Below are 20,446 nucleotides of genomic sequence, written 5' to 3' on the forward strand. Positions count from 1 at the left end.
ACCAGAATTTCTGGCTGACAAATTCAGGCAATGGTGCGAGAGCAAAGGCATCGCGATCCATTACATTCAACCCGGAAAACCGATGCAAAATGGTTACGTTGAAAGGCTAAACCGCACCTATCGCGAAGACGTGTTAGATGCCTATTTGTTTGAATCACTTGAACAAGTTCGTATTTTATCAGATGAATGGATGGATAATTACAATCGGCTACACCCGCATCAAGCCCTTGCAGGAATGGCACCAGCCGTGTTTGCGAAGACAATAGAAAACAAAAAAGTCTGATATCTCATTGTCCTATTTTAGGTAAGGCTACACCAGCAATTGCTTTTGAACAGATACCTTCAATTGGTTAATAACCACTACATCGATAAAAGAACGGTGAAAGAATATGCCGATCTTCTTTCGGTTACCGCCAATCACCTTTCGCAATCGATCAAGGAAGTTTCGGGCAAGAATGCGCTTTCGTACATCGCCGACCGTTTGTTGACCGAAGCAAAATCGCTGCTGCTGTATACGCACGTGGACATTGCCGAAATAGCCTTCCAACTTGGCTTTTCCGACCCGGCTAATTTTGGCAGTTTCTTTAAGAAGCACGTGGGAATGTCCCCTCTGGCGTTCAGGAAAGGCAAGGAGAAATAAAATTCACCATTATAACCAAGGTTTTAACCAGCGGGACGGGGTAAGAAGCTTTTTCTTTGCAAGGAAGTTTATTTAATCACCACTTAAAGAAAAAAGTAAATGGCAACCAAAATTTTTGTCAATCTTCCAGTAAGTGACCTCAACAAATCAAAAGCATTCTTCGAAGGCCTTGGGTTTTCCTTTAACCCTCAATTTACGGATGAAAATGCGGCCTGTATGGTGATCAGCGATGCTATCTATGCGATGCTGCTGACCGAACCGTATTTCGCGACTTTCACGGAAAAACCGATTAGCAATGCCCATGAAAAGACCGAAGTACTGATCGCCCTCGACGCAGCTTCCAGGGATGAGGTGCAGCAGACCATTGCCAAGGCGAAGGCATTGGGCGCAACCATTTATAAAGATGCAGCGGATCATGGCTGGATGTACCAGCATAGTTTTGCAGATCTCGACGGGCATCAGTGGGAGTTTGCCTACATGGACGAGACCCAGTTTCCTGCGTCGTAATGCAAAAGGCAATAAGCGGAGCAAATCAGGTGTTCCGCTTATTGCTTTCAATTGCAATGAATTCCGGCAAATAGTTGGGAGTACAGCCTTTTGACACCTTTTCCCCTTTGAACAGTCCTGTGTTTTCGCCGATAGCCACGCATCGGCTCCGATACTGTTTTTCATAAACGCCGATCCAGCCGGCGGTGAGGTTCATTGCCCATTGAACTTCCGGCGCTTCTTTGCCGATATTCGCTTCGATTCTGGCCAGCAGCTCGCCCGTATCCGCGGGAGGCGTTTGCCCCATCCACCGCAGCCGCCCCTGATGGTACCAGAACACCCTTCGTTGAAGCGCCGAAGGGCTATTTTCCCACGATTCAATGAGCGCGATGGTCTTCTTGTCTTTATGAAGCTGATTCGCCATTAACCAGTCGATCAATTGATTTCGCTCAACAAAAGGATGCGTCTGCATACCTTGATCAAGCTCATCAATCAGCGCTTGCGAGAGGCGTTTGCTGTCCATAATCAGAATTGCCAGTTGCCTCGGCAAAAACTTTCCGGTCGACCACAGCTCGATTGCCAGCTCGTGATCTCTTTTGATATCCTTCGCCATGGTCCGCAAGTCGCCCAGCTTGGTTTGCGAATCGATCTTATTCAGGATGTTTTCGGCTTTTGAAGATAGTTTCATTACAAAATTTATTTTTACCGGGATGAAAAAAACCTGGAATGGGTATTTGTCCGACAATATAAAACAGCCCGATCAAAAATACTTGTCAATTTTCCGGTTGCCGGGTGGGTGTCGGCATCCTAATTTTGGCTATCAATTCAACAAACAGAACCATGAATCTCTCAAAAGAAAGGATGTATCAGGCTATTATCGAGAAGGATAGCCGATTTGAAGGTATTTTCTTCACAGTTGTAAAAACCACAGGGATATTTTGTCGCCCAACATGTACCGCCCGAAAGCCGAGAATGGAGAATGTTGAATTTGTGTTTTCTACCAAGGAAGCATTCCAAAGAGGGTACCGGCCGTGCAAAGTTTGCAGACCGTTGGAACATTCGCATCAGACACCCGTGGCCATTCGCGAGGTTCTGGATGAATTGGTTGACGATCCGGCCCTTAAATTCAAGGATGCTGACCTGATCGCGCGCGGGCTTGAACCAAATGCGGTCAGGCGATGGTTTCTGAAAAACCATCAAATGACGTTCCATGCTTACCAACGAATGTACCGGATCAATTCCGCTTTCAAACACATTCAGCAGGGGCAGCCCGTCACCAAGGCGGCATTTGATTCCGGTTTCGATTCCCTGAGCGGTTTTGGCGATTCGTTTAAGCGTATTTTCGGATTTTCACCTGCGAAGGGCAAGGCGCAGCAGGTGATCGACCTGACCCGGCTGGAAACACCTTTGGGAACGATGTTCGCTTGCGCTACAAAGGATGGTTTGTGCCTTTTGGAGTTCACAGACAGAAAAATGCTGGAAACCGAGTTCAGGATTCTCTCGAAGTCGCTGAATGCTATTATTGTTCAGGGGCGAAACGAGCATATTGCATTGCTGGAAAAGGAGCTTGGTGAATATTTTGCAGGGGTTAGGAAGGCGTTTTCCGTCCCCCTCCTCACCGTAGGTTCGGACTTTCAAAACAAGGTCTGGCAGGCATTGCAGGCAGTACCATACGGTGAGACCCGAAGCTATCAGCAGCAGGCGGCAATGATCGCCAGCCCTACTGCCGTACGGGCGATAGCCAATGCCAATGGTATGAACAAGATATCCATCCTCGTACCCTGCCATCGGGTAATCGGCTCGGATGGCAGCCTCACCGGTTATGGCGGCGGTATCTGGCGCAAGCAGTGGCTGCTCGATATGGAGCGTGCCAACAGGTAATTTCCAAACTATTTTTTAACGTCTCATACCCGTTCCATGAATACTTTACATTCAAGGTGGCTGACGCTCTGTGTCATTCTCACCGCGCCGTTGCTGTATGTGATAGACATTTTCATTATCAATATGGCCTTGCCTGTCATTGAACAGAAGCTGAATGCCAGTCAAAGTGATGTCCAGCTGGTAATAGCCGGATACTTGCTGGGCAGTGCTTGTTTTCTCATTCCTGCCGCGAGGGCGGGAGATTTTTTAGGCAGAAAGAAAGTGTTTTTTTGGGGAATGCTGGCTTTCACGGTAACCTCGTGTTTTTGTGGCCTCGCACAAAGCCCGCTGGTGCTTAATATCGCCCGTTTCTTTCAGGGTATCAGCTCTGCGTTTATGGTAACTCAATCGCTATCATTGATACAGGAACTGTTCCCGCAACCTGCCGAAAGGGCCAAGGCTATTGGCTGGTATGGGATGACGCTGAGCATTGCTGCAATAATCGGACAGATTCTGGGAGGTTACCTGGTGGAACTGGATTTTGCAATTGCCGGATGGCGACTGATTTTTCTCATCAACGCCCCGCTCGGCCTGGCCTCGTTGTGGGCTATCGATAAATGGATAGGGGAGAGTCCCGGGGTATCACTTCGGAAATTCGATGTGACCGGAACGATGTTGTTAATGCTTGGAATTGGAGCGCTGATTTATACCCTCACTGCCGGGAGGGAAGCTGGCTGGCCGTTCTGGAGTGTGGTGGCGGCAATGGCCGGGTCACTATTACTTTTTCTTTTCTTTCGATACCAGCAGTTGAAAGTCCGTCGTAATGAAGAACCCTTAATGGACGTCGGCATATTCAGGCACCGCGAATTTATGATCGGGCTAGGGGCCGTGTTGTTTCATTTTATGCTCCACACCGCCTATTTGCTCATGATTGCGGTTTATCTTCAATCCGGAACTGGCATTTCGGCTCTGGCCTGCGGCACCTATTTCATTCCTCACGCATTGCTGTTTATGTTGTCCTCATTTGTCGCATCAAAGCTGATAGGACGTCACGGCAAATACATTCTGCTGACAGGTTTGGGAATAATCATGAGCGCTTTCATTTTACATATACTTTTGCTGGATCACAGGGCACCATCAGCATTGGTGATAGCATTGATCGGCTTGTACGGTCTCGGGAATGGGCTTGTCCTTCCATTTCTTCTCAATATCGTGCTGGACGGACTACCAGTTTCTGATGCCGGCATTACATCCGGAATTTTCTCTACGTTTCAACAAATTGCGTCGGCGTTGGGAATCAGTATTATCGGCGGAGTTTTTTATCAAACACTAGCGGATGGTGTCTCTTTCGAGCGCTACAAGCATGCGCTCGATAATGGGTTGCTTGTCGGGTTAACCTTCGCCGCTGTTGTTTCCGGCCTGCTATTGCTGACGCCCCGGAGCAACACCAGGCCGGAAAAGAAAAGGCAAAGTCAGGCGTTGGACGTCCACTGAGGGCTGACATCACCGATGATTACGCTGGGACGCCCGTTGAACTGCCATCATACCCTATCCTTATTAACACTGTAACGAAGCGATATCAGCCCTGACGCGTAGGGCTTGCTCTCGATCAGTGTGAGATGCGTGCGGCTGTCGGACTGACTGAACAATGGGCGGCCGCTGCCAAGTAATATGGGATGTACCGACAGCCACAGTTCGTCGACCAGACCTTCGTGCATCATAGCTTCGGTGAGGGAAGCGCCGCCATACAGCCAAATGTCTTTTCCCGGTTGCTGCTTGATTTTACGGGCTTCGTCCATTGCGTTGTCCGCTATGAGGATTGCACCGGTTTTTACTGATTTTAAAGTGTTGGAAAAAACATATTCTACCAAAGGCGGCATGCCCGGAACTGCTTCCCCGTCGTTGCCTTCTGCAAATTGTTGCGCGACCTCGTAACTTTTGCGGCCGATAAAAATGGCATCGATCCTCTGAAAGAATTCGTTCAAGCCATAATCCTGGTCGGTAAAGCACCAGTCAAATTCTCCATTCGGCCCTTCGATGTACCCATCTAATGTGATTGCCAGCCCTAATATCAATTTTCGCATATCATTATTGTTTTTCAGGCAAAACTACATTCCGCCGATTGACAGGAATTGTACGAAATGGACATCAATATAAAATATGACTTGCCGCCACAACCTCGCCGGGAGAATGGCCCGTGTAAACTTTATAATCGCGTATGAAATGCGCCTGGTCGTAGTACCCGCTCAGGTGCGCGATTTCGGTAAGCGACACGCCCGGGTAATTTGCCAGGTATCGGAGTGAAGCATTGAACCTGCACACACCGAGGTATTCTTTGGGAGACAGACCAACACTTTGGTGGAATCTTCGCGACAACTGACGTTGGCTGAGGCCAGTTTCGTTCGCCAGTTGCCGGACAGGTATCGAGCCTTGGGTGTGCTGCGCCTGGTTGAGGCAATAGGCCACTTGTAAATCCTGTTTCTCGGATTTCAATTGCCTGAGCAAAAAGTCCTGCATTACGGCACTTCGTCCTTCATCGTCAGGCGCGCAGGCGAGTTCATCTTCGAGCGCGGAAGTTGCGTCATGCCATAAGTCGGGAAAATTGACAGTGGTATCCTTCAATGCATCCATGGGCACACGAATGAACGGATAGGCCATTCCGGGATGAAAGCACACGGCCAGACAGCCCGACCCTTTGCGCATCTGAACATCCACAGGGCGGCTCAGCCTGAAACAAACGATACTACGCTTGTAAAGTGCCTGATCAATTACCGCAATAGGGGTGGTGGTATAATTTACAAACAATTCCACACAGGTATCCGGCAGCACCCGTACCTGATTCCAGTCTGCTTCCCCCTCGCATTCCATCGAGCAAATTGACTTTACGTAGTTTTGTAATTGCGGTAGGATGACGTAAGATCGAATGCGCATGAGGCAAAAATATAAATCATGTTTACTCAACAACTTTTGCCGGGACTGAGCTGCCGCGGCGATAGTTGAAAATCCATGGCGCCCAACGGGTAGGGACGGAGGCCTGGGGGATATTTTAATTTTGCATAAATATATGTATTATCTTAAAGCGCCTGATTAAGAAAATGGCGAATGCATCGCTTCTGGAATTCCGGCAGGGTTTTAACTAAACATTTTATCGTGAAAGTCATCATCACAGGCGCAACGGGCATGATCGGCGAAGGCGTTTTGCTCGAAAGCCTCAAACATCCGCAGGTCAGCCAAATACTGAGCGTCAGCCGCAAACCCTGCGGCATTGAGCACCCGAAACTGACCGAATACATTGTTCCCGATTTTCTGGCTTTGCAGCCAAACGACCCCAGGCTTACCGGCTACGACGCCTGCTTCTTTTGCGCGGGCGTAAGCAGCGTAGGTATGAGCGAGGAGCAGTACGAGCGGCTCACGTACGACACGACGATCGCGTTCGCACGCGCTACCGGCCCGAATCCGCAAATGACCTTTGTGTACGTAAGCGGCGGCGGCACCGATAGCAGCGAAAAAGGGCGGATGCATTGGGCCCGGGTGAAAGGCAAGACGGAAAACGATCTGATGCGGATGCCCTTTAAGCAGGCATTCGGCTTCCGGATCGGCGTGGTGCAGCCTGCTTCGGGACAGCAAAGGGTGTTGAGTTATTACAAATATTTCTCCTGGCTTATTCCGATACTCAAAGTGCTGTTACCGAGAACCATCAGCACCATGAGTCAGGTCGCTAATGCCATGATCAACGTTTCTCAAAACGGTTACCCTGAAAATGTAATTCAAATCAGTGACATCGCTATTTTATCCAAACAGAACGGATAAGCAGGTTAGATTGAATTCGGGTTGCGGAAGGTTGGGCATAGTATTACTATATTTAAATTCAATAAGTTATGACAAAGCAAGTGGTCTTTTTTCATGGTGGCGGGTCAGAAGAGGATTTCGAGGCCGACAAAAAGCTGGTCGAATCGCTGAAAGCGCATTTGGGCCCGTCTTATGCCGTTCAATATGCTTTTTTACCCGATGATGGATCACCCGACCTGGGAAGGCGCCGACAGATCAGCCAGGCCATATCGGATAGCAACGACGGCGTCATGCTCGTTGGCCACTCGTTCGGCGCTTCGATGCTGCTGGCTGTCCTTTCCGAGACGATCATCACGCGAAAGATCGCGGGGATATTCCTGATATCGACCCCATTCTGGCAGGGAAGCGAGGATTGGGTAGAAGCATTCAAGCTACGGCCGGATTTTGCAGAAAAGATAGACCGCCGGACGCCATTATACCTGTATCATTGCCTTGACGACGAGGATGTTCCCGTTGAGCAATTCGCGATCTACAAACAACACCTTCCCTGGGCAACTTTCCGGGAAATCCCTACCGGCGGGCACCAGCTGAATGACGATCTTGGTGTGGTGGCGGCGGATGTCAAGCAGGTTGATTCAAATAAATAGTGACGAACCCCAAACGAAACCGAAGTACGTCGGTTAAGTCGTCAGGACAACGGAATAATAATGCTGACATGCGTGCCATTTTCGGAAGTCAGCTTGTAGTCTGCTTTTAGTTTCCTGATTCGCATATCGACATTTTTGAGCCCCATCGCGCCTTCCTGGTATTTGTCTGCGGGAAAGCCTTTGCCGTTGTCATCAATATGGATATGCATAGCCATTTCTTCGACGGTAATGCCGAGAGTGATCTTGCTGGCTTCCGCGTGTTTGATCGCATTGTGAAGAAATTCTTTAATCAGCAGCAGGATATTTTTACGTGTGTCGCCCGATACGGAGATTTCCGGGATAAACTCAGGTATTAGGGCTTCAAACTGAATGTGGGAATGATCAAACAGTTTGACCATCTGGAATTTGGTATACAGGATCAGGTCAGCCAGGTTGTCATTCTCAACATTGGTACTCCATATGATTTCCCTGATTTTTTGAGATATTTCGTTGATCATGACCGAAATACGCAACAGGTCCTCGCGCGGGTCGCCCGTGTCACGCGCGACATCGGCAAAGAGTTTGATCGCGAAAATTCCGGCCCCGATGTCGTCATGAATTTCGCTGCTGATCCGCTGGCGTTCCTGGTTGATCGACTGCTGTTGCTGGTAAAGTATGCGCTCGAAGGTACGCTTGTTCAAAAAGTAATTTACGAGAATGTAGCAGGTGAATCCCACCAGTAGCAGGGTTACCAGATACTGAAAGGTCTCATTTTGCCACCAGGAGTGCAGTATTTCGAATTGATACACGACCGGCTGCCGCGCGTAGCCCAGTTCGGGGTTCACGGCAAGGGCCTTGAATGTATATTTCCCCGGCATGAGCGAGGCGAAAGTTACCGTACGCTCGCCCGGGCCCGTGACATTCCAGCTCGAATCCTTGCCGGTAACCAGTGCATACCGGATATAGGTTTGCCTTGCCTTATAATAAAGCGGAACATCGATTTTAAATTGCAGATTATTCTGTCCCGGTCCGAATTTCCTAACCTCCCCCGCGAGCTTGTTGTTGACCTTTACCGGCGCGAGAAAATTGGAGATTTTCTCGTTGAAGCTGGCTTGCTCCGCTCTCACCACGTACAAGCCGTCCATTGTCGCCAGATAGGATTCATCGTTCACAAGGAGAAGGTCGGTCGTGATGACATTTTCCGCGACAGAATGGTTTTTGTTGGAAAGAAACGTCATGTTGGACATATCAAAGACCTGAACTGCGCCCGAGCCGATTATCCAAAGTTTGTCGCCGCTTTTGCGAAGGCCCAAAATACTGTTTGACAACAGGCCCGAATCGATGGAGAATTGCGTGGTGGAGCCTTTGTCGTAAACCAGCAGCCCGTCGTTGACGGTGCCGATAAAGATCCTCCCATTGTGATACAAAAGTGCCTGCGCATAAACCTGGCGGCCCTTGTATTTAACCACCGCCGATCCCTGTGAATCAATGGCGTAAAGGCTGTTACGGAAAGCCACAAAAAGCGATTTTTGGTCCGGGTAGTAGGCAAGGGCATCGCATCTTTTGCCATAACTAAAAGAGTTCGTCTGCCGGTCATAATCAAAAGTGCCGCCAAATTGTTTCCTGACCCGTTCTACCAGGCGGTCGGATTTGTGACCCGGCAATATGACCAGGTGACTGGCCGATGTCGCGAAGACGAGCTCATCGGCATAATCGGTTTGTTTAAGAATGTTCAAAACCGGTATTTGTTCCAGCCGGGCGGTAGTGAGGTCGAGCTTGTAGGAATGTATGGAAGTCCCAAGCAGAACGACGTCGTTCCGGAAAAGAGCAATTTTATTAATGGCAGGGAAGTCTTTGGGGAGTGGTATCTTCCCGGCGAAACGTTTTCGTTTGTAATCATACCGGTAGAGCTTGCCGCTTTGTGTCCCCAGTAAAAGCATTCCGTTGTGATGTAACATGGTTTTAACCAAACTCTTGTCATCAGGTTCCGGCAGTTTCACCATCTCGCGTGCCTTTTGTTTATAAGAAACCAAAAGGCCGTTTTCAAGGCTGGAAAACCATTTGTTCTCTTCCCGATCAACCGCCACATCGCTAATGTTCTGCCCGCTTACCAAGTCCTTCGAGTTTAACCTGGAACTCGTCTTCTGCGTGTTTACCCAAACTTCCTTGTCGTTCAGGGAGATTGTATTAACAAATTCTGAGTAGGTTTTCTTTTTGTACACAACCATCGAATCGTTTCGGATGCCGAGCATTTTCAAAGTACCGGCAGGATTGGAAAACATGTATACCGTGTCACGACAGGATGACGGATGCAGGGAGGATACCTCATGCGGGGATGTAATGCCTGTGGGATGTTTAAGTCGGATAAGGGAATTGTCAATGCCTGGCCTGAACGAAAACCAGTCCTTATCGCCCAGCACGACTACGCGATCGGAAATCACTGTGAGCGCATTCGTTCGCAGGGAACCGCTGTCGGAGGTGCCCACATACCGGCTGGCCAGCGTGCGGGTGTCGCAAACGAATAGTCCGCTGTCGGAAGTGGCTATCAGAAAGTCCTTATGCAGGGCAATCCTCGGGAAGCGAGATTCGCGATCGGAGCGGTATGATTTGAGCAAATGCGTTTTTCCCTTGTCGATATAGAAAATCTGTCCGGTAAAATTGTAAAACCAGATCTTCCCCTGATCGTCCTGCATTAATCCCGATGCGCCCAGGGAGCTTTGCTCGGCGGAGGAAAACAGGGTGAAATTAATGCCGTCGTAACGATGTATTCCAACTTCCGATGCCAGCCATAGAAAGTTTTGACGATCGACAAACAGGTCGTAAATGGTCTTGGTCGGAACGTTGGCTATACGTTCAATAATCACCTGATCCGGCTGGGCGGCTATGGATCGCGCAAGTAGGAGGCAGACAAAAACGCCCAAAAATTTGTGCATGAATCTCAAAATTGAATGTATCAATATATGTATTTTGTATCCTTGTTTAAACCTGATTCCATCTAAAATTCTGCCATGATCTCCGTTTCGATAGTCGAAGACCACGATGCTTACAGATTTTCGCTCGTCAAAATGCTTAAAAGCAACCCGGATTTCGGCATAGCGGGTGTTTACGATTCAGCGGAAAAAGCGTTGGCACTTATGCCCGGGCAGCGGCCGGATATCGCGATCGTGGACATCGAGTTAAAGGGAATGTCCGGCATAGATCTGATCAGGTCGGTCAGAGATGAAATGCCCAATACGCAGTTCCTGATCTGTACTTCGTATCAGGATAATCAGAATGTTTTTAATGCATTGCGAGCGGGGGCACTGGGCTACATTCTGAAAGATGCGACTTCCCGGGAAATTCAAAATGCCATTATCGAGCTCAATAACGGAGGTTCGCCGATGAGCCCTTACATTGCCAGACAGGTCATTATGCTCATGGGAAGCCTCCCCACACAGGAATACGAGGAATTGAGCATCCGCGAGCTGGAAGTAATCACGTTGCTGAGCAAGGGACTGCTCTACAAAGAGATATCGGACACACTCTCGATTAGCCATAACACGGTTAAAAACCATCTGAAAAATATCTACAAAAAGATGCATGTGCAGAACAAGGTAGAAGCAGTTAACAAGTACAATTCGCGTAGATAGGATGCGGCGATGTAACATAAAAATGGCTCCGAAACCATAGCCCAAACGGGCTATTGCCGGGTGGTCGATATTGGGATAGTTTTGTGAAAACGCTCCTCTATCTCTTTTTTCGCCCTCCTTTATGAGAATACTAGCATCTGCTATGCTTGCCTTTCTTTTGAGCACAGCATACCTGGCACACGCGCAGACGGTCGATGTTCACGGCCCCGAAGGCAGTGATAATTTTAGCTATTTCCTGCTTTTGCCCAATGGGAATTATGCGGTTGCCGATCCATTTTTCGATGACGGGCCTGTTCAGGATGTGGGGGCCGTCCACCTTGTGAATGGTAAAACCAAACAGATTATCAGTACGCTGAAAGGGAGTTTCCCCAACGATAGGGTGGGGAACACGATCATAGCGGTTTCCGGAAGCAATTTTGTGGTAACCAGCCCGGACTGGAACGGAAGTATCGGGGCAATAACCTGGGTAAATGGTGTAACAGGCCTTTCAGGGGCAGTTTCTGAGGAAAATTCACTGATAGGCTCCGCGGAGATCCAGGTTGGGTACGATGTACAGGTGAAAGTATTGGCCAACGGCAACTACCTGGTGAGCACGCTCAACTACGATACCGGCATCGGAACGCTTACATGGAGCAATGGCTCCACTGGTACTACCGGCGTCATCAGTATCTCCAACTCATTAATCGGGCCCTATATCGGACAAAATGTGTTCATCCTGCCCAATGGTAATTATGTATGCGCATCACCTTCGTGGGGTGATGGAAAGGGTGCGGTCACATGGGTGGATGGCACCACGGGTGTCAGCGGAGAGATCAGTGCGGATAATTCCCTGGTCGGCAGTTCACCGGGCCATCTGATCGGACAGGAAGTAGATGTTCTTGCAAACGGTAACTATGTGGTGCGCTCTTCCAGCTGGAATGCTTCGCGCGGCGCCGTAACCTGGGGCGACGGGGCCGTTGGGACGCGTGGTGTCGTTGGTGAGACAAATTCGCTGATAGGCGACCAGCCCGACGACCAGGTCGGGGACGCCGGTATCATCCAGTTGCCCAACGGAAGCTACATTGTGATCAGCAGGCTATGGAATAACAGAAGAGGGGCTGTAACCTGGTGCAGCAGCACAGGTACGGTAACGGGCGTCGTGAGCAGCACCAATTCACTTGTTTCGGCCTCAATCAATCATAGCGGGACTACCAGCAAGGTAACCGTCCTGTCGAACGGAAACTACACTGTATCCAATTCCTCATGGGAAAATTCCCGGGGCGCAGTTACCTGGGGCAGCGGCTCATCCGGTGTTTCAGGGGTGATTAGCGCTTCTAATTCTTTGGTAGGTCCTTCCGCGGGCGACGCTATTGGCATTGTTACCCCTTTAACCAATGGCAATTATGTGGTAGCGAGCTCATTGTGGAACGGCAAGAGAGGCGCGGTAGTGCTATGCGACGGGAACTCGGGGAGAGCAGGGGATGTCGGCCCGGCTAATGCATTGACAGGTAGTAATCCAAATGACTTTGTGGGAACTTACGTCACGGCCCTGACCAATGGCAACGTGGTGATTGCCTCTCCTAGTTGGAACAGTGAACGGGGAGCTGCTACCTGGATGGACGGCACACTGGGCGTTACCGGGCCGATATCGTCCGGGAATTCCTTAGTCGGGACAACCGCCGGCGACCGGGTCGGATACATGGGAGCTGTTGCACTACCTAACGGCAATTACCTGACCAGCAACTGGTTTTGGAACAATTATACCGGTGCGGTGACCTGGGGAAGTGGAGCAACGGGGATTGCAGGCCAGATATCTGCGGACAATTCGCTGATTGGCGCTACATCGGGCGACAGGATCGGATACACCGGAGTAAAAGTGCTATCGAACGGAAACTACGTTGTCCAGAGTGAATACTGGGCCAGCACCGGAGCCGTGACATTGGGGAATGGTTTAAGCGGTATTTCTGGTATAGTCTCGCCTGCCAACTCGCTGGTGGGTAGTAATTTGTACGATTACATCGGAAGAAAGATAACGGAACTTGCAAACGGCAACTACGTGGTGGAGAGTTCGAACTGGGGCTCCGAGACGGGGGCTGTGACCTGGGGAAACGGGCTAACCGGCGTAACCGGTCCGATAAGCAGTGCAAATTCATTGCTCGGAAGCTCCCGGAGAGATGGCCTGTCTCTGTCCGTCAAAGCCTTGCCTAATGGAAATTATGTGGTCGTTACCCCTTACTGGAACGACATGAAAGGAGCCGTAACCTGGGGCAATGGGAAGACCGGCATAAGCGGGATGATCGGAGCCGACAAGTCACTGGTCGGTAGTTACAGGGGCGATATGACCTCATCGACCCCGGGTGCCGATCACATTACCGTTTTCCCAAACAGTACCTACGCAATTTATAACCCGGGATGGTTTTTTAATCGTAGCGCACTGACATTTGTAGACGGCTTTACCGGGCTTGCGGGGACCATTAACGCATGTAACAGCGTAGCCGATAACGACACCTATTCCTACAAAGGTCATTTTAATTACAACCTTGTATTCGGCTATGGCATGGTTGCGCTGCCACACCTCAAAAAAATAGCGCTCGTAAACCCCACTTTTACACCCATTTCGAATGCAGCCGATGTCGCTGTCAGCACAATAAGCGGCTCCCGTAAGGTGCATATCATCGCGGCCGATAATTGCAGGCTTATCGCCTCGGTACAGCCGTCCGGCAGCAGTCCCGTAAGCGGTGTGATCGAATCAAAAGCGTGGGTTGAAACCAGCATTCCTACACACCAAAACCAATTGTATACCGCGAGGCACTACGAGATCACCCCTGAAACAGGGGCCGCTTCCGCCACCGGAAGAATAACCCTGTACTTCAAACAGGAAGATTTCGATCTGTTCAACAGCCATCCCAGAAGCCTGCCGGACTTGCCGACCGGGCCAAATGATGCGGCCGGGATCGGCTACCTGCGCGTTGCTAAATTTCCGGGCAAAAGCCAGGACGGATCGGGGATGCCTGCCAGCTATTCAGGTGCCATCACCACGATCGACCCTGCCGATTCGGATGTTGTCTGGAATCCGTTGACCAGCCAGTGGGAAATCAGTTTTGACACCGAAGGTTTCAGCGGGTTCTATTTGTTCAGTTTCGGATCATCTCTTCCAGTGACTTTGATCGAGTTTAAGGCACAAAAGATCGAGAACAATGCGCTACTAACCTGGAAAACAACGAATGAGCGCGACGCTGATCGGTTTGTGATCGAAAGAAGTGCAAATGCGAAGACTTTTCATGCAATCGGCTCTGTCCCGGCGCGAAACCTGACGGACATAAACCAGTATGAATTCGTAGATACGCTTATCGACTATCTGGGGTCCGAAAAACAATACTATCGCTTAAAACAAGTCGATTTCGATGGGAAATACGCCTATTCGGGCATCGTCGCGGTGACTGTTGACCAGCGCAACCAGATTTCCTTATTTCCGAATCCGGTCGAAGATCAGTTAAGCGTAAACGGTCCCGCAACCCTCGAACCATTGAATCTGAGGATTCTTGACGTTACAGGCAAGATTCAATTCCAGAAGAAATCCTTTCATGGAGGCAGCCCGCGCACTCTGGATGTAAAACGACTGGCTCCGGGGATTTACCTCCTGGAAGTTGACGGAAAGGGCGGAAAGCAAGTCAGGAAGTTTATCAAACAGTAAAATTATTGGTTCAATATTAACTCCTCCTTATGAAAAAAACGCTACCATTCTTATTACTCTTCCTGGCTGGTATTTGCAATGCATTCGCTGCGAAAGACATTGAAGTTTCCGACACATTTGTGCTGTTGGGAAGTTCGTTTACCTACCGCTACGTTTCCGCGTCAGAAAGTTCAAATAGCATTCAGTTTACAAGAAATTCGGATAATAAGACAACTACGGAGCTGTTATTCGAATCATTTACGATCGAGGTTTTCAAAGAAATATTCCACGATTCGGTTCCAGGTCTGATTCCTGGTTACGATCCGGCGACGCAATACAACGATGTCGAAAATAAAGCTTCCGAGATTTTTTATGGTATCAAAGCAAGAAAGGAATTTCTCGACGACGAGCCGGTAACATCCACAATCCTCGTCAAAAGTGATACCATCAATAGCTTGCTAAGCTTGAACGGATCGCTGCATTACCAGGGACCGCTTACCGGCCTGCTGGTAGCCCACAAGCTCAAAGATTTTGAAATTGAATTCGAACAGGGAACAATCAAAAACGTGACACTCCGGCTGGTTGACCTGACAAATCCGAACCTTAGGAATTATCTGATTTTTACGAACCGTTTCCCCTTTACCATTTCGGCCAAGTTTGACAATGAATCCCTGGCAAATATGCGCTTGTATTGCAACAACTGCGGAGGGGTCGATAATGTTACCCGCTTCGTCACATTGGGGAGTTTTCTGATCCTGGACAACAAATACGATAACTACAAGGAAGATTATAGTCCTGTTGACGGCGTAACGATCCTGAACCCGCAACATCCCGTCAAGGAATTACGCAAGGAAAAGCGCTCACAGATTCTTGAAGTAGCCGGCTTTACCGACTTTATGGGTGTGGACGAGAAAAATCCGAATGGACTGCTTCAAATCGAAGTTTCACGGAAAATCAATCTCTGGAACCAGCATTTCAGCGGTGCAACGAAGAAAAAGGACATCTCATCCTACCTGGATTTCGGAAAGGTATACCCGGCAATGCCTTTGATTAAAAAAATAAGCGAGAAGGAGGGGCTTTACAAAATTACTTTCCTTTCCGCTACTGAATTAAGAAAAGCACAAACGAAAGATACGATCAACTCAAGTGCGAGAAAATTCTTGAAGAAAGACACTTCGTCATTGAGTCCCAAGCAATGGACGCAGCTCGCAAAAGACAGAAGGTACGATTTTGATATGCTGATCAAGGATAATGTGGATTCTAACATCAAATCCATGGACGATATGCCCAAAAGGCAACGGGCAAATTTGCAGGCCTACTTTGATCGGACGGACTCGATATCGGGCGTATATTATATTAAAACACAGAATTTTAGTAAGGTTTATTCCAACTTCTTTGGAAGCCTTGAAACCAAGTTCAGATTCTCAAAAATTGAGGACAATCAAAAGAACCTCAGTTACACCCCCGATACATCTGCGGGCAATCCGGACACTTTGAATCCATTGAATTTCTATCGCTATCAGAAAATGTCGTTTGGAGTCGATTTGAATGTGATAAAAATCAACTTCACGAACTTGAAATTTGCGATCAACCTCAATATGGGTGTCAATTGGTATAAAACGGGACTGGCCAACCAGGCATCGGAAGAGTCGCGGAGTGTCGACGGCTTTACTTATACATTGAGCAGCGGAATAAGGTTTTTCCCCGACGGCAGATGGGGCGCGGGTGTCGGATATGATTACCTGCACAATACACTGCTGGGTGAAGACTTCACACTCGCAAAAAACAGGGGATTGTTCCAGTATAAGTTCGATGGGTACCTAAAAACCAATGCAACTGATAAGGTATTTTTCAGGTATCGGCTAACGCATCAATCCGGTAACAGAAACAACGTATTTGCGCAGGTACAGCTCGGATATTCTATGGATATTTTCAGTGTAAAATCTAAATAAGTACCAGCCGACTCAGATTTTGAGTAAGAAGGAAGGCGCGGGCATGCTTTCTTGCGTTTGCGGGTCGAGTTTGTCCGATTGCGGTACCAAAGCAAAAAGCACTGAATTTCAGTGCTTTTTGCTTTGTAATGAAACAATTGACCCAATGCCCTCTAACACCCTCCATTGATTGGTATGGCATAAATAGCGTTGTCTGAAACAAATAAATTGAAGACCTTATCTCCAACGGAAGGTAATAAAAGCTGCCATGTTTTACCCTTATCCGAGGATCTGTAAACACCTGCCGGGTGACCACAGAACATGAATTCACCCACCTCGGTAATGGAGGCGATATCGGGGCTTGGCGGAAGATCAGCATCGATAGGCTGCCAGGTTTTACCGCCGTCATAGGATGTCCGTACCCTTCTTGTCTCCGTCTCGGTATTGTAAGTAATCGCGGCAAATCCACCTTTGATACGTTCGACAGCAATGCCCACACCACCCTCATTGATCACATTAACCCAATTTTCACCCCCATCTGTCGACCGGATGATGCCTCTCTGGCTGGTAGCCATCAGCACGCCATTTGATTCCACCAATTTCATTACCCAGCCTCCGTCATGGACCCGTTTCCAGTTTTTCCCATTGTCGTCAGATCTGAAAAGGCCCTTATCGCAACCGATAAAGACGGTGTTTCCAGTTTCAAAGATCGTGCGAACGCTCTTCCCCGGGAATTCCGTATATATGGGCAACCATAAACCCGTTCCGTTTACTTTTTGCAAAAACTGGCCACCGTAATTGAATGCGAGCATTCCGTTCTTGCCGGGGACAATGCTGCCAAAGTTGCCCGGTGAAATTTCTTTTTTCCAAAAGGGAGCGGTGGCATTTGGTTTGCTGTAATACAGCTCTTTGCCAGTGCGCAGATAAATTCCATGATCATTTGCCAGGAAGCCATCTCTCCAAATGCCGTCTTCTGGCAAATTTTCGGGCAGCCCTTCACTAACGTCCTGCCATGTCTGCCCACCATCTGTGGATTTGAAAATGATGTTTGCGGCTACTGCCTTATCCCGATTTTGTTTTTGCTCACTATCCGTAACTGAGGAGGGCGGTGAAAATTTTAAAGCCTGGTCAAAAGCAAACGGGAATTGGAAAAGGAGCACTAATGCAAGGTTGTGGATCTTCATGACTAAAATTGGTTTGGTGAAATAATAGCGTAAAATTGTTTTTAACTTCACGTATCCAAATGTAGGCGCCTGTGTTGCTGCCCGTTGTAAATCAATTGTAAAAAGAAATGTAAATGCGTGTAAATTCTGCCTTTACTGGCTTTTTCACTAACCGGTTGGTGGTGGGAGCGGGCATTGCGACGGTAATGCTTGCTGTTTTTCTGATCACCTCGTCATTCACAGAACATTCCGGCCGCGACTTCCGGGCGAAGCAAGTGAACCTCATTATCCGTCAAATTGGTCATCGGTTGCTTTTGCAGGCAGGTGACTCCACCTCACGCATATTACCCGTTACGGAAAATAAAGAAGGCACGTTTTTGCTCCGGTTCGAAAGTGAATTTGTTTTCAACCACGACTCGCTCATGGTGCTGTCGCAGGGATTACTTCCCAAAACACAGTTCCCTTCCGGTTACACGGTTACCGTACATGATTGCGCGAAAAGCGGCATCGTTTATGGTTTCCAGGTAAATAATACCTCGCCAGACATCCTGGCTTGCAGTGGCAGAAGTCAGCCCTCGGGTTGTTATACAATCGAATTTGCCTTTCCGGATTTTTACGAGAACGTAAAACAGCAGAATGCCGTCACCGACCGGCGGGCTGCGTCAGTTAAAGCGGATACGCAGGTAGTCAATGCGAAACCGGACGAATTCAAAGCGGCAACCTTCGGCTACGGCAGCGGCCAACAGACTGAAAAACGCAAATCCGCTAAAACGGATGCCAGGGAAGTCGATTCAAAATTGGAAGAAATAGCAACTACAACCTTTGACTATCCATTAGTCAATATGGTTTACGGCGGTATTTTTGTGTTGCTGAGTGTTACCTTATTGGTCGGACATTTTGGGGGAAAATCAAAGGCAATGTCCGGGCAGAATCCAAACTACGCGGTAATAAAAGAGCCCGTTCCGGAACTGGCCTCGCTCGGGAGTTTTTTGTTTAATGTGAAGGGGCAGCGATTGCTTTTGGGAAGCGAAGTGATTAGTCTCACCGACAAAGAATGCAAGGTTCTGGAATTGCTCCACAAGCATTTCGGTGAACTGATCCCCCGCGAAACGCTGATGCAGGAAGTCTGGATCAATGAAGGAGTCTTCACCGGTCGCAGCCTGGACATGTTTGTGTCGAAACTACGGAAGAAATTAAGCCATGATCCTGAACTGAGAATCACGAATGTTCACGGGAAGGGATACAAGCTGGAAATGCCTGAGAGACCCGTTAAAGCAGTTTGATATGCGCCTTGACTTTTCCGCGAAGATGAACTTTTTCCGGATAAATCGGCCCAAATGTTGAGTTCCGCTGCGCAATTCTAAAATAGACGTCATACTCCGCCTGGACTTCTTTATCGTCCGCATTGTAGGATGTTACTTTCACCGTACTTTCCTTCGAGCGATCCAGCATATATTGATCCTTACCGGCGTCGCAATTCATCGAAGTAAATTTCACGTGTGCGTATTCCGGTGTGTGCAGTTGCGTAAACTCGTTAAGGGAAGTGGTTGAAACTTTAAGCGGCGCGCGCACGACAAAACTTTCCATCAAACAGGATTCGATTTGCTGGGCTGTCAGCATAGGATAGATGCCGATCAATATTTCGGGCTCTCCCGTTGCCGTTTGCGGCGGATCGAAACGGTTAATATACACCGAAAGAAACGGGGCATGGTCCCAGGAGTGCCCGTTAAAATAGCTCTCAATTTCCCCTCCAAGTAGGGTAGGATCGTGCGTCTCGATTTTTGACCCATCCAGATTCCGGGGATATTCCCCATTGTAAGAATTTGGATCGAACTTCTCGTCTTCCTTGCAAGCAGATGCAAGGAGGACGAGAAGATAAAAGCATATTTTTTTCATAATACAGTCACCGTAAATAAAAACTTGCTTTGGATGTGGGTTCTGCTTTGAAATAATTGAATATACAAACCGTCCTGTCAACTCAGCATTTGCAGGAACTGCTTGCGATAGGTAGATGAAATAGGAATGTACATTTGACCGATCTTTACTTTTTCCTTTTCCACTGTTTCAATTTTATCCAAAGCTACCATATAGGATTTGTGTATCCTGCATATTAAATGAGACGGTAGTTCTTTCTCGAAATCCGTAAAATTTTGCAGCGTCATGATTTTTTTCGACAGGGTATGGATCCGGCGATAGTCGCGCATTCCCTCAATGTATAGTATTTCATCCAGGAGCACTTTTTCCAACCGGTTTTCAGTTTTCACAAAAATCCATTTTCTGTCGAAAGGCCTTGTCCTTACCAGATTTGCTTCCACTTTCTCCACGGCTTTGACAAACCGTTCGAAAGTATATGGTTTGAGCAGGTAATCGGTCACATTCAATTCGAAACCCTTCAAGGCAAACTCGTGATAGGCCGTGGTGATGATGACGTGGCTCTGTATGCTCGTCGTTTCCAGTAAATTAATGCCGGAAATCGCCCCTAAATTAATGTCCAGGAAAATCAGGTCGACCTGGTTGGATTTCAGAAAAGAGAATGCGTCGGAAGTATTATCGAACGTGCCCACCAGGTTCAGCGACGTCAGCCGGGAAACGAAATCGACGCCTCTTTCCATGGCGAGGGGTTCATCTTCGACGATAATGCAGCTGATTTTCATATTTCGAACGACAGTT

18 protein-coding genes are annotated in these 20,446 nt (G+C 48.4%); 11 read left to right on the top strand and 7 right to left on the bottom strand.

The window, feature by feature from the left end:
• The 3 genes from BLQ88_RS31530 to BLQ88_RS31540 all read left to right on the top strand — a co-directional run.
• Positions 1 to 283: integrase core domain-containing protein (locus BLQ88_RS31530; RefSeq protein ID WP_143016972.1), on the top strand; the 283-nt coding region annotated here is incomplete at its 5' end.
• A 45-nt stretch (positions 284 to 328) separates the two neighbouring features.
• Positions 329 to 640 (top strand): helix-turn-helix domain-containing protein, encoded by a 312-nt coding sequence (locus BLQ88_RS31535; RefSeq protein ID WP_176885170.1) that lies wholly within the window; start codon positions 329 to 331, stop codon positions 638 to 640.
• A 99-nt stretch (positions 641 to 739) separates the two neighbouring features.
• On the top strand, positions 740 to 1,147 hold the full coding sequence (locus BLQ88_RS31540) for a VOC family protein (RefSeq protein ID WP_090157013.1): 408 nt from the start codon (positions 740 to 742) through the stop codon (positions 1,145 to 1,147).
• 25 nt (positions 1,148 to 1,172) lie between these two features.
• Here the strand turns inward: BLQ88_RS31540 and BLQ88_RS31545 are convergent, their stop codons facing one another.
• Positions 1,173 to 1,814, bottom strand: a complete 642-nt coding sequence (locus BLQ88_RS31545; RefSeq protein ID WP_090157091.1) for a DNA alkylation repair protein — start codon at positions 1,812 to 1,814, stop codon at positions 1,173 to 1,175.
• A 152-nt stretch (positions 1,815 to 1,966) separates the two neighbouring features.
• Between BLQ88_RS31545 and BLQ88_RS31550 the strand changes: the two genes are divergently transcribed.
• Positions 1,967 to 3,007, top strand: a complete 1,041-nt coding sequence (locus BLQ88_RS31550) for a bifunctional transcriptional activator/DNA repair enzyme AdaA (RefSeq protein WP_090157014.1) — start codon at positions 1,967 to 1,969, stop codon at positions 3,005 to 3,007.
• Between the two features lie 36 nt (positions 3,008 to 3,043).
• Positions 3,044 to 4,480: an MFS transporter gene (locus tag BLQ88_RS31555; RefSeq protein WP_090157015.1), complete on the top strand. Its 1,437-nt coding sequence runs from the start codon at positions 3,044 to 3,046 to the stop codon at positions 4,478 to 4,480.
• A 47-nt stretch (positions 4,481 to 4,527) separates the two neighbouring features.
• On the opposite strand, the gene BLQ88_RS31560 is transcribed toward BLQ88_RS31555, so the two are convergent.
• On the bottom strand, positions 4,528 to 5,070 hold the full coding sequence (locus BLQ88_RS31560) for a dihydrofolate reductase family protein (protein WP_090157016.1): 543 nt from the start codon (positions 5,068 to 5,070) through the stop codon (positions 4,528 to 4,530).
• 64 nt (positions 5,071 to 5,134) lie between these two features.
• Positions 5,135 to 5,917, bottom strand: coding sequence for a helix-turn-helix domain-containing protein (locus tag BLQ88_RS31565; protein ID WP_090157017.1), 783 nt, complete (start codon positions 5,915 to 5,917; stop codon positions 5,135 to 5,137).
• Positions 5,918 to 6,136: 219 nt separating this feature from the next.
• Here BLQ88_RS31565 and BLQ88_RS31570 point away from each other — a divergent pair, with 219 nt between their 5' ends.
• Complete coding sequence (locus BLQ88_RS31570; protein ID WP_090157092.1) at positions 6,137 to 6,796, top strand: Rossmann-fold NAD(P)-binding domain-containing protein; 660 nt, start codon at positions 6,137 to 6,139, stop codon at positions 6,794 to 6,796.
• A 68-nt stretch (positions 6,797 to 6,864) separates the two neighbouring features.
• Positions 6,865 to 7,422 carry an alpha/beta fold hydrolase gene (locus tag BLQ88_RS31575; RefSeq protein ID WP_090157018.1) on the top strand — a complete coding sequence of 186 codons (558 nt, stop codon included), beginning with the start codon at positions 6,865 to 6,867 and terminating at the stop codon, positions 7,420 to 7,422.
• A 41-nt stretch (positions 7,423 to 7,463) separates the two neighbouring features.
• Here BLQ88_RS31575 and BLQ88_RS31580 read toward each other — a convergent pair whose 3' ends face one another.
• Positions 7,464 to 10,334 carry a sensor histidine kinase gene (locus BLQ88_RS31580; protein ID WP_090157019.1) on the bottom strand — a complete coding sequence of 957 codons (2,871 nt, stop codon included), beginning with the start codon at positions 10,332 to 10,334 and terminating at the stop codon, positions 7,464 to 7,466.
• 75 nt (positions 10,335 to 10,409) lie between these two features.
• On the opposite strand from BLQ88_RS31580, the gene BLQ88_RS31585 reads away from it, so the two are divergent.
• The 3 genes from BLQ88_RS31585 to BLQ88_RS31595 all read left to right on the top strand — a co-directional run bounded on the left by BLQ88_RS31585 (position 10,410) and on the right by BLQ88_RS31595 (position 16,634).
• Positions 10,410 to 11,030 carry a response regulator transcription factor gene (locus tag BLQ88_RS31585; protein ID WP_090157020.1) on the top strand — a complete coding sequence of 207 codons (621 nt, stop codon included), beginning with the start codon at positions 10,410 to 10,412 and terminating at the stop codon, positions 11,028 to 11,030.
• A 142-nt stretch (positions 11,031 to 11,172) separates the two neighbouring features.
• Positions 11,173 to 14,703: a T9SS type A sorting domain-containing protein gene (locus BLQ88_RS31590; protein WP_176885172.1), complete on the top strand. Its 3,531-nt coding sequence runs from the start codon at positions 11,173 to 11,175 to the stop codon at positions 14,701 to 14,703.
• Between the two features lie 29 nt (positions 14,704 to 14,732).
• Positions 14,733 to 16,634 (top strand): hypothetical protein, encoded by a 1,902-nt coding sequence (locus BLQ88_RS31595; RefSeq protein WP_090157022.1) that lies wholly within the window; start codon positions 14,733 to 14,735, stop codon positions 16,632 to 16,634.
• 152 nt (positions 16,635 to 16,786) lie between these two features.
• Here the strand turns inward: BLQ88_RS31595 and BLQ88_RS31600 are convergent, their stop codons facing one another.
• Complete coding sequence (locus BLQ88_RS31600; RefSeq protein ID WP_090157023.1) at positions 16,787 to 17,797, bottom strand: sialidase family protein; 1,011 nt, start codon at positions 17,795 to 17,797, stop codon at positions 16,787 to 16,789.
• Positions 17,798 to 17,910: 113 nt separating this feature from the next.
• Here BLQ88_RS31600 and BLQ88_RS31605 point away from each other — a divergent pair, with 113 nt between their 5' ends.
• Positions 17,911 to 19,059 (top strand): winged helix-turn-helix domain-containing protein, encoded by a 1,149-nt coding sequence (locus BLQ88_RS31605; protein WP_218132974.1) that lies wholly within the window; start codon positions 17,911 to 17,913, stop codon positions 19,057 to 19,059.
• Here BLQ88_RS31605 and BLQ88_RS31610 read toward each other — a convergent pair.
• Positions 19,046 to 19,672 carry a hypothetical protein gene (locus tag BLQ88_RS31610; RefSeq protein ID WP_090157024.1) on the bottom strand — a complete coding sequence of 209 codons (627 nt, stop codon included), beginning with the start codon at positions 19,670 to 19,672 and terminating at the stop codon, positions 19,046 to 19,048. The genes BLQ88_RS31605 and BLQ88_RS31610 overlap by 14 nt on opposite strands.
• A 77-nt stretch (positions 19,673 to 19,749) precedes the next feature.
• Complete coding sequence (locus BLQ88_RS31615; protein WP_090157025.1) at positions 19,750 to 20,430, bottom strand: LytR/AlgR family response regulator transcription factor; 681 nt, start codon at positions 20,428 to 20,430, stop codon at positions 19,750 to 19,752.
• Positions 20,431 to 20,446: the final 16 nt, after the last annotated feature.

Origin of the sequence: Dyadobacter soli (assembly GCF_900101885.1) — a bacterium.
Taxonomy (GTDB): Bacteria; Bacteroidota; Bacteroidia; order Cytophagales; family Spirosomataceae; genus Dyadobacter; species Dyadobacter soli.